Source organism: Streptomyces sp. WAC05292, from assembly GCF_003949955.1.
GTDB lineage: Bacteria > Actinomycetota > Actinomycetes > Streptomycetales > Streptomycetaceae > Streptomyces > Streptomyces globosus.
Genome location: NZ_RPSE01000288.1, coordinates 1 through 8289 on the forward strand (window position 1 = coordinate 1; position 8289 = coordinate 8289).

The following is an 8289-nucleotide window of genomic DNA, read 5'->3' on the forward strand; positions in this document are numbered from 1 at the left end:
GTGATGCCGAGGACGGCCTGGCCGCCGGGGACGCTCTGCGGGGCGGCGCCGCCCCGCAGAGCGTCCCCGGCGGCCAGGCCGTCCTCGGCATCACCAGCGGCCTCGTCCTGATCGGCGGCGAACTGCACCCGGCCCTCGTGGTCGAGCCGACCGCGCCGATCGCCCGCCCGGGCACCACCGGCCCGGGCGACGACTTCCTGCCGCTCCTCATCGAGCAGGGCTTCATCCCGGTCACCGACACCGCCGAGCTGCCCACCCCGCTGGCGGGCTGGTCGGTGCTGCTCGCCGCGGGCCAGCTGCACGCCGTGCTCCAGCCCGGCGCCGACGGCTCCGGCCCCGTCGCCTGGTGGCAGGCGCACCAGGCCCTGTCGGTCACCGAGGGCTGGCGAGCCGCCGTCAACAAGTCCCAGCGCGTCCTCGTCTACGCGGCCCCCGTCGGCTCCATCGGCCAGCAGCCGCGGGAGGACCTCCTGCGGGACGCCCTCGACAAGGCCGCCGCGGCCGGCAAGCTGGTGGCCGCCTCGATGCCGCTGGCGGGCACCCCGGGCGCCTGACGGGAAGCGGGCCCGGAGCGACCGTCGCGCCCCTCACGAGGGGGCGGGACGGCGCATGTCGCCGGGGGTGTGCGGGCGGACCGCACACCCCCGGCGATCTGCGTTTCCTGCCCGGCCGCCCGCATCCGCAGGGCCCCGGGGTCGTTGGCTGATACGTGCATTCATACGACCCCTCCCGCGCCTCTGCCCCTACCAGCAGCATCTCCCGGATGCGCCCCGTACAGGACCGGGACGGCGCTCCGGCCGCCTCGCACACCCCCATCTACGACACGCTGTGCGCGGAGTACCTGCGGGCCTTCCGGGCGCTGCCCGGCGACCGCACGGGCGAGGAGGACCTGGCCTTCACGGGGTTCTCCTACGGCGGCTCCTACACGACCGGCACCGCCGCCTACGGGGCCTCCTGGAGCGGCTCCGGGTGGCAGCCGGAGCCGTGGCAGCCCCCGTACGCACCCGCGCCGGCCCCGGCCGCGCCGCAGCCCTCGTACGCGTACGCAGGCGGCTCCGCGGCCGCCGGCTCCACCGCGTACGCCGGCGGGCGGCAGCACCAGACCGGGATGCAGCACATCCCGGCGGCCCTGCCGCCCGCTCCGCGCCGGGGCTACTGACCCCCCGGCGGCGCTACTTCTTCTTGTGCTGGCCGCCGCGCTTCTCCCGCACCCGCACCGAGATGTGGATCGGGGTGCCCTCGAAGCCGAACTCCTCGCGCAGGCGGCGCTCGATGAACCGGCGGTAGCCGTGCTCCAGGAAGCCGGAGGCGAACAGGACGAACCGCGGCGGCTTGCTGCCCGCCTGGGTGCCGAACAGGATGCGGGGCTGCTTGCCTCCGCGGATCGGGTGCGGGTGCGCGGCGACGAGCTCGCCGAGGAAGGCGTTCAGCCGGCCCGTCGGTACGCGGGTCTCCCAGCCGGCCAGCGCGGTCTCGATCGCCGGGACCAGCTTCTCCATGTGGCGGCCGGTCTTCGCCGAGACGTTGACGCGGGGCGCCCAGGCGACCTGCTGCATCTCGGTCTCGATCTCGCGCTCGAGGTAGTAGCGGCGCTCCTCGTCGAGATCGTCCCACTTGTTGTAGGCGATGACGACGGCGCGGCCCGCGTCGACCGCCATGGTGATGATGCGCTGGTCCTGGACGCTGATGTTCTCGGTCGCGTCGATCAGGATGACCGCGACCTCCGCCTTCTCGACGGCGGCGGCCGTGCGCAGCGAGGCGTAGTAGTCCGCGCCCTGCTGGAGGTGGACGCGCTTGCGGATGCCGGCGGTGTCGACGAACTTCCAGGTGACGCCGCCGAGTTCGATGAGCTCGTCGACCGGGTCGCGGGTGGTGCCGGCCAGCTCGTTGACGACGACCCGCTCCTCCCGGGCGACCTTGTTCAGCAGGGAGGACTTGCCGACGTTGGGGCGGCCGATGAGCGCGATGCGGCGAGGCCCGCCGATCTGCCCGCCGCCGAAGGACTGCGCCGGGGCCTCCGGCAGCGCCTCCAGGACGGCGTCGAGGAGGTCGCCGGTGCCGCGGCCGTGCAGTGAGGACACCGGGTAGGGCATGCCCAGGCCGAGGGACCACAGCATCGCCGCGTCGGCCTCGCCGCTCTGGCCGTCGACCTTGTTGGCGCAGAGCACGACGGGCTTGCCGGCGCGGCGCAGCAGCTTGACGACTGCCTCGTCGCTGTCGGTGGCGCCGACCTTGGAGTCGACGACGAAGACGACGGCGTCGGCGGTCTCGATGGCGTACTCGGCCTGCGCGGCGACCGAGGCGTCGATGCCGAGGACGTCCTGCTCCCAGCCGCCGGTGTCGACGACCTTGAAGCGGCGGCCCGCCCACTCGGCCTCGTAGGTGACGCGGTCGCGGGTGACGCCCGGCTTGTCCTCGACGACGGCCTCGCGGCGGCCGATGATGCGGTTCACCAGGGTCGACTTGCCGACGTTGGGCCGGCCGACGACGGCGAGGACGGGCAGTGGGCCGTGGCCCGCCTCCTCGATCGCGCCCTCGACCTCTTCGAGGTCGAAGCCTTCCTCCGCGGCGAGCTCCATGAACTCCGCGTACTCGGCGTCGCCGAGCGCTCCGTGGTCGTGCTGGTCGTTCATGAAGTCCGTTCCTCGTCGTTCGTGGTGGTCGGTGGCGGCCGCGCGGGGTTCCGCGCCGGGCGCCACTACTGGGTCAAGTCTCGCTCAGCGCCGGCCGGGGCGCCCGGCGCTCAGCGCCCGGTCAGGCGCCTGGCGTCCGCGAGGTGGGCCGTGAGTCTGCTCTGGATGCGCACGGTGGCCTCGTCCAGGGCGGTGCGGGTGCGTCGGCCGGTGCCGTCGCCCGCGTCGAAGGGGGAGCCGAAGACGATGTCGACCCGGCTCTTGAACGGGGGCAGGCCGCGTATCAGCCGGCCCCGGCGGTCGGTGCTGCCGAGGACGGCCACCGGGACGACCGGAGCCCCGCTGCGGACGGCGAAGTACGCGAGCCCCGCGCGCAGCGACGCGAAGTCGCCCTCGCCGCGGGTGCCCTCGGGGAAGATGCCGAGCGCGCCGCCGTTGTCGAGCACGGAGAGGGCCTTGGTGATGGCGGTGCGGTCGGTTCCCGCGCGGTCGACGGGGACCTGGCCGATGCCCTCGAGGAAGGTCCCGAGCGGGCCGACGTACGCCTCCTTCTTGACGAGGAAGTGCAGCGGCCGCGGCGCGGTGCCCATGACCATGGGCCCGTCGATGTTGTGGGCGTGGTTCACGGCGAGGATGACGGGACCGGAGGCGGGCACGCGCCAGGCCCCCAGTACGCGCGGCTTCCACAGCCCGTACATGAGCCCGATGCCGATCCGCCGGCCGACCGCCGCACCCTTCGGGGAGGGCGTCCGGGTCACTTGCGGCCCGCCCTCTTCTCCTCGACGAGGGTCACCACGCACTCGATGACCTGCTCCAGGGTCAGCTCGGTGGTGTCGACCTCGACGGCGTCGCCGGCCTTGGCCAGCGGCGACGTCTTGCGGCCGGAGTCGGCGGCGTCCCGCTTGATCAGGGCTTCCCTGGTGGCCGCGACGTCGGCGGCCTCCTTGCCGCGGAGCTCGCCGCTGCGGCGGGCGGCGCGGGCCTCGGGCGAGGCGGTGAGGAAGACCTTCAGGTCGGCGTCGGGCAGGACGGTGGTGCCGATGTCGCGGCCCTCGACGACGATGCCTCCCTCGGCCCCGGCGGCGATGCTGCGCTGCAGGTCGGTGATCAACGCGCGGACCTCGGGGACGGCGCTGACCGCACTGACCTTGGAGGTGACCTCGCAGGTGCGGATCGGGCCGGAGGCGTCCACGCCGTCGACGGTGATCGTCGGGGCGGCCGGGTCGGTCCCGGAGACGATCGCCGGCTTGCCGGCGGCCAGGGCGACGGCGTCCGCGTCGTCGGTGTCGATCCCGTTGGTGATCATCCACCAGGTGATGGCCCGGTACTGGGCACCGGTGTCCAGGTAGCGCAGCCCGAGCTTGGCGGCCACGGCCTTGGAGGTGCTGGACTTGCCCGTGCCGGAGGGACCGTCGATGGCGACGATCACGGCGGACGGAGCTGCGGTTTCCACGGTGCGGGCACCTTCCTGGTTGCGCGTGCGTGTCAGGGCGCGCCAAAGCGCCCCTCTCCAAGGTTACCGGGCCCCGGAACGGGCGCTGCCCGGGAGCCGCCCCGGGGGCCGCCGGGGGCGGCCGCGGCCCCGGCGGCGGACGGCGGTCAGGGGCGGCGCAGGGCCCAGCCGCGGTCGCGCAGCTCCGCGGTGAGGGCGGCGGCGGCGCTCGGGTCGACCATGAGCTGCACGAGGCCCGCCTGCTGGCCGGTGGCGTGCTCGATCCGCACGTCCTCGATGTTGACCCCGGCCCGGCCTGCGTCGGCGAAGATCCGGGCGAGCTCGCCCGGCTGGTCGCTGATCAGGACGGCGACGGTCTCGTACGCCATCGGGGCGGCTCCGTGCTTGCCGGGGACCCGCTCGCGGCCGGCGTTGCCGCGGCGCAGCACGTCCTCGATGCCGCCGGCGCCGCCGCGCCGCTCGTCCACGTCGGCGGACTCCAGGGCGTGCAGGGCGTCGACGGTGGCCCGGAGGTCGGCGGCGATGCCGGCGAGGACCTCGGCGACGGGGCCGGGGTTGGCGGAGAGGATCTCCACCCACATGCGGGGGTCGGAGGCGGCGATGCGGGTGACGTCGCGGATGCCCTGGCCGCAGAGCCGCACGGCGGTCTCGTCGGCCTCCTCCAGGCGGGCGGCGACCATGCTCGACACGAGCTGCGGGGTGTGCGAGACGAGCGCGACCGCCCGGTCGTGGGCGTCGGCGTCCATGACGACCGGGACGGCGTTGCACAGCGCGACGAGCTCCAGGGCGAGGTTGAGCACCTCGTGGTCGGTCTCCCGGGTGGGCGTGAGCACCCAGGGGCGGCCCTCGAAGAGGTCGGCGGTGGCGGCGAGGGGCCCGGACCGCTCCTTGCCGGCCATGGGGTGGGTGCCGATGTACGCGGTGGTGTCCGCGCCGAGCGCGGCGAGTTCCCGGCGCGGGCCGCCCTTGACGCTGGCGACGTCCACGTACGCGCGGGCCATGCCGCGCCCGATCGCGTCGGCCAGGGTCGCGGCGACGTGGGCGGGCGGTACGGCGACGATCGCGAGGTCGACCTTCCCCACGGGCGGCTCGTCGGTGCCGGCGCCGAGGGAGGCGGCCGTGCGGGCCGTGTCGGGGTCGTGGTCGGCGAGGTGGACGCGGACCCCGCGGGCGGCGAGGGCGAGGGCCGCCGAGGTTCCGATCAGGCCGGTTCCGATGACGACGGCGGTTCTCACGGGGCGCTCCAGGGTTGCGTGGTGTGGCGGCGGGTCACTCCGGGCCAGGGTAGCCAGCGCGGGGGCGCCGGGGACCCGGCGGCCCGTCCGGGGAACTGCGGCGCCGCCGGAAGCCGCCGGGTCCCCGGGGCCGCCTCCGGACCATGGCACCCCCGCGGGCGGGGGCCTGCCACTCGGCGGCCGGTCCGCGGCGGGGCGGCGGCGGCTGGGGTAGAACGTCGGCATGATCTTCCACATCGTCCCGCTCCCCGACTGGTCCGCCGCGCCCGAGCTCCCGTACGCCCCCGCCTCGCTGGAGGCGGAGGGCTTCGTGCACTGCTCGGCCGACCGCCCCACCGCCCTGGAGATCGCCGACCGGTACTTCCGGGAGGTGGAGGGCCCGGTGCTGGCCGTCGAACTCGACGAGCGCGCGCTGACCTCGGAAGTCCGCCGGGAGGGTGAATCGGGCGGCCGCTACCCGCACGTCCACGGGCCGCTGGACCGGGCGGCGGTGGTCCGGGTCTGGGAGGTCGTCCTTGGGCCGGGTGCCGCACCGGAGCTCGCCCCATGGGAGCCGGGGGCCTGAGCGGCGGCGCGGCGGAGCACCACCCGGGGCCCCGTGCGCGCCAGGATGCTCTTCGCCGGTCCCGGCCCAGACGAGGAGGAGCCCATGAGCGATCCCGTGCCCACCAACCGACGCACCGTCCTGGCGGCGGGGGCCGCCGCCCTGGCCGGCGGCGCGCTGGCCGGCTGCGGCGGGGAGGAGGAGCCCTCCCCGATCCCGGAGAGCGCGGCGCCCGGCACGTCCGGCCCGCAGGCGGCGGCTCCGAGCGAGGGCGCCGGGACGGCGCTGCTGAAGACCTCCGAGGTGCCGGTGGGCGGCGGCACGGTGCTGAAGGACCGGAAGCTGGTCGTGACGCAGCCGACGGCGGGGACGTTCAAGTGCTTCTCGGCGGTGTGCACGCACCAGGGCTGCCTGGTGAACAAGGTGGCGGCCGGCACCATCGACTGCCCCTGCCACGGCAGCCGGTTCGCCGTCGCGGACGGCGCGGTCGCGAAGGGCCCGGCGACCCGCCCCCTCCCGGAGGCGAAGATCACGGTCTCGGGCGACCAGGTGTCCCTGGCGTAGTGCGCCGGCGGGGGCGGTGCGGCGCAAATCCCGTCGACCGGCGCCCGCCTGCGCGCCTACCCTCCGGGCATGACCGGACAGACCACTGCCTCAGGCGCGACCGCCGCGTCCGCCGACCACGCCCTGGTGCGCGACCACACGGTCTACGCGTGCGTCATGGGCTCGCGGGCGTTCGGCCTGGCGACCGGGTCGAGCGACATCGACCGGCGGGGCGTCTACGTGGCCCCGACCCAGCTGTTCTGGCGCTTCGAGAAACCGCCGACGCACGTGGAGGGCCCCCGGGAGGAGGAGTTCTCCTGGGAGCTGGAGCGCTTCTGCGAACTGGCGCTGCGCAGCAACCCGAACATTCTGGAGTGCCTGCACTCGCCGCTGGTCGAGCGGCTGACCCCGGTGGGAGAGGAACTCCTCGCGCTGCGCGGGGCGTTCCTCTCGCGCCGGGTGCACACCTCGTTCACCCGCTACGCGAAGGCCCAGCACGGCAAACTCCTGGCCGATGTACGGCTCCACGGCGCCCCGCGCTGGAAGCACGCGATGCACCTGCTGCGGCTGCTGCTGTCCTGCCGCGACATGCTCCGCACGGGCCGCCTGGACATCGACGCGACCCCCTACCGCGACCGCCTGCTGGCGGTGAAGCGGGGCGGGCTGTCCTGGTCGGAGATCGACGCCTGGGCCTCCCGGCTGTCGGCCGAATCGGACGCGGCCCTCGCCCGCTCTCCCCTTCCGGAGGCCCCGGACCTGGCGGCGGTCGAGTCCTTCCTCGGCCGTGTCCGCCGCGCGGGCGCCGTGACGGCGTAGGGTTCAGGCGCTCCAGAGGGCGGCGAAGGCGTCGAGTTCCTCGCGGTACTCGATGCGCGTCGTCCAGTCGTCCGGCCAGGCGGCAGCGCCCAGGTGGGCGCCTGCGAAGGCGCCGGCGAGGCAGGCCAGGGAGTCCGAGTCGCCGGACGTGCAGGCGGCGCGGCGCAGGGCCGTCAGCGGCTCGTCGGGGAAGAGCAGGAAGCACTGGAGGGCCGTGGCGAGGGCTTCCTCCGCGATCCAGCCCTCGCCGGTGGTCAGGCAGGGGTCCGTCTCCGGGGACGGGGTCTTCAGGGCCGCCGCCAGCCGGTCCAGGGCGGCCAGGCAGTCGTCCCAGCCGCGGGCGATGAAGGACCGCGGGCTCGCGTCGCAGGCCGTCCGCATCCAGAGGTCGCCGAGCCAGCGCTCGTGGTAGCGGGTGCGGTTGTCCAGGGCGTACGAGCGCAGCAGCCCGACCAGCCCGGTGACCTCGGCCCCCTGGGCGAGCAGCCACACCGCGCGGGCCGTCAGGTCCGAGGCGGCGAGGGCGGTGGGGTGGCCGTGGGTGAGGGCGGACTGGAGCTGGGCGGCGCCGGCCCGCTCCTCCTCCGTCCAGCCGGGGACGAGGCCTATCGGGGCCACGCGCATGTTCGCGCCGCAGCCCTTGGAGCCGGTCTGGCTCGCGTCGCGCCAGTCCCGTCCGGGGTCGGTGAGGAGGCTGCACGCCTGCAGGCAGGTGTTGCCGGGGGCGCGGTTGTTCTCCGGTGAGCGGTACCAGGCCGTGAACTCCTCGCGTACGGGCCCGGTGAGGCCCTCCGGGGTCAGCGGGCCGCGGTCGGCCGCGGTGCGCATGCCGCGGGCGAGCGCGAGGGTCATCTGGGTGTCGTCCGTGACGATCGCCGGGCGCGGCAGCCGCATCTGCCGCCAGGGCCCGGTCTTCGCGAGGATCGCCGGGACGTCGTTGAACTCGGTGGGGAAGCCCAGGGCGTCGCCGAGGGCCAGGCCGAACAGGGAGCCGGCCGCCGCGCGCTTCGTCGCCGTCGTCGTCATGTCTTCGGGGTTCCTTCCGGGGTGGGCGTGGGGCGGAGC

The 8289-nt window shown here is 75.1% G+C and carries 10 protein-coding genes; 5 read left to right on the plus strand and 5 right to left on the minus strand.

What is annotated here, in order from left to right; all coding sequences use genetic code 11:
* Both EF903_RS24045 and EF903_RS34305 read left to right on the plus strand, forming a co-directional pair.
* Positions 1 to 554 (plus strand): hypothetical protein (locus EF903_RS24045; protein ID WP_260615845.1); only part of this gene is annotated, 554 nt, incomplete at its 5' end.
* A gap of 209 nt (positions 555 to 763) precedes the next feature.
* On the plus strand, positions 764 to 1159 hold the full coding sequence (locus tag EF903_RS34305) for a hypothetical protein (RefSeq protein ID WP_185902790.1): 396 nt from the start codon (positions 764 to 766) through the stop codon (positions 1157 to 1159).
* Between the two features lie 13 nt (positions 1160 to 1172).
* Here EF903_RS34305 and der read toward each other — a convergent pair whose 3' ends face one another.
* From der to EF903_RS24065, 4 genes are all read right to left on the minus strand, one after another.
* Positions 1173 to 2633, minus strand: a complete 1461-nt coding sequence (gene der / locus EF903_RS24050; protein WP_125546457.1) for a ribosome biogenesis GTPase Der — start codon at positions 2631 to 2633, stop codon at positions 1173 to 1175.
* Between the two features lie 110 nt (positions 2634 to 2743).
* A complete protein-coding gene (locus EF903_RS24055) occupies positions 2744 to 3391 on the minus strand; it encodes a 1-acyl-sn-glycerol-3-phosphate acyltransferase (RefSeq protein ID WP_125546459.1) in 648 nt (215 codons plus the stop codon).
* Complete coding sequence (cmk, locus tag EF903_RS24060) at positions 3388 to 4086, minus strand: (d)CMP kinase (protein ID WP_125546461.1); 699 nt, start codon at positions 4084 to 4086, stop codon at positions 3388 to 3390. The genes EF903_RS24055 and cmk overlap by 4 nt, the downstream gene beginning before the upstream one ends.
* A gap of 146 nt (positions 4087 to 4232) precedes the next feature.
* Positions 4233 to 5321, minus strand: a complete 1089-nt coding sequence (locus tag EF903_RS24065) for a prephenate dehydrogenase (protein ID WP_125546463.1) — start codon at positions 5319 to 5321, stop codon at positions 4233 to 4235.
* 223 nt (positions 5322 to 5544) lie between these two features.
* On the opposite strand from EF903_RS24065, the gene EF903_RS24070 reads away from it, so the two are divergent.
* From EF903_RS24070 to EF903_RS24080, 3 genes are all read left to right on the plus strand, one after another.
* A complete protein-coding gene (locus EF903_RS24070) occupies positions 5545 to 5886 on the plus strand; it encodes a DUF952 domain-containing protein (protein ID WP_125546465.1) in 342 nt (113 codons plus the stop codon).
* Between the two features lie 84 nt (positions 5887 to 5970).
* Positions 5971 to 6429 (plus strand): Rieske (2Fe-2S) protein, encoded by a 459-nt coding sequence (locus EF903_RS24075; RefSeq protein WP_125546467.1) that lies wholly within the window; start codon positions 5971 to 5973, stop codon positions 6427 to 6429.
* A 69-nt stretch (positions 6430 to 6498) separates the two neighbouring features.
* On the plus strand, positions 6499 to 7224 hold the full coding sequence (locus tag EF903_RS24080) for a DNA polymerase beta superfamily protein (RefSeq protein ID WP_125546469.1): 726 nt from the start codon (positions 6499 to 6501) through the stop codon (positions 7222 to 7224).
* Between the two features lie 3 nt (positions 7225 to 7227).
* Here the strand turns inward: EF903_RS24080 and EF903_RS24085 are convergent, their stop codons facing one another.
* Positions 7228 to 8250 carry an ADP-ribosylglycohydrolase family protein gene (locus EF903_RS24085; protein WP_125546471.1) on the minus strand — a complete coding sequence of 341 codons (1023 nt, stop codon included), beginning with the start codon at positions 8248 to 8250 and terminating at the stop codon, positions 7228 to 7230.
* Positions 8251 to 8289: the final 39 nt, after the last annotated feature.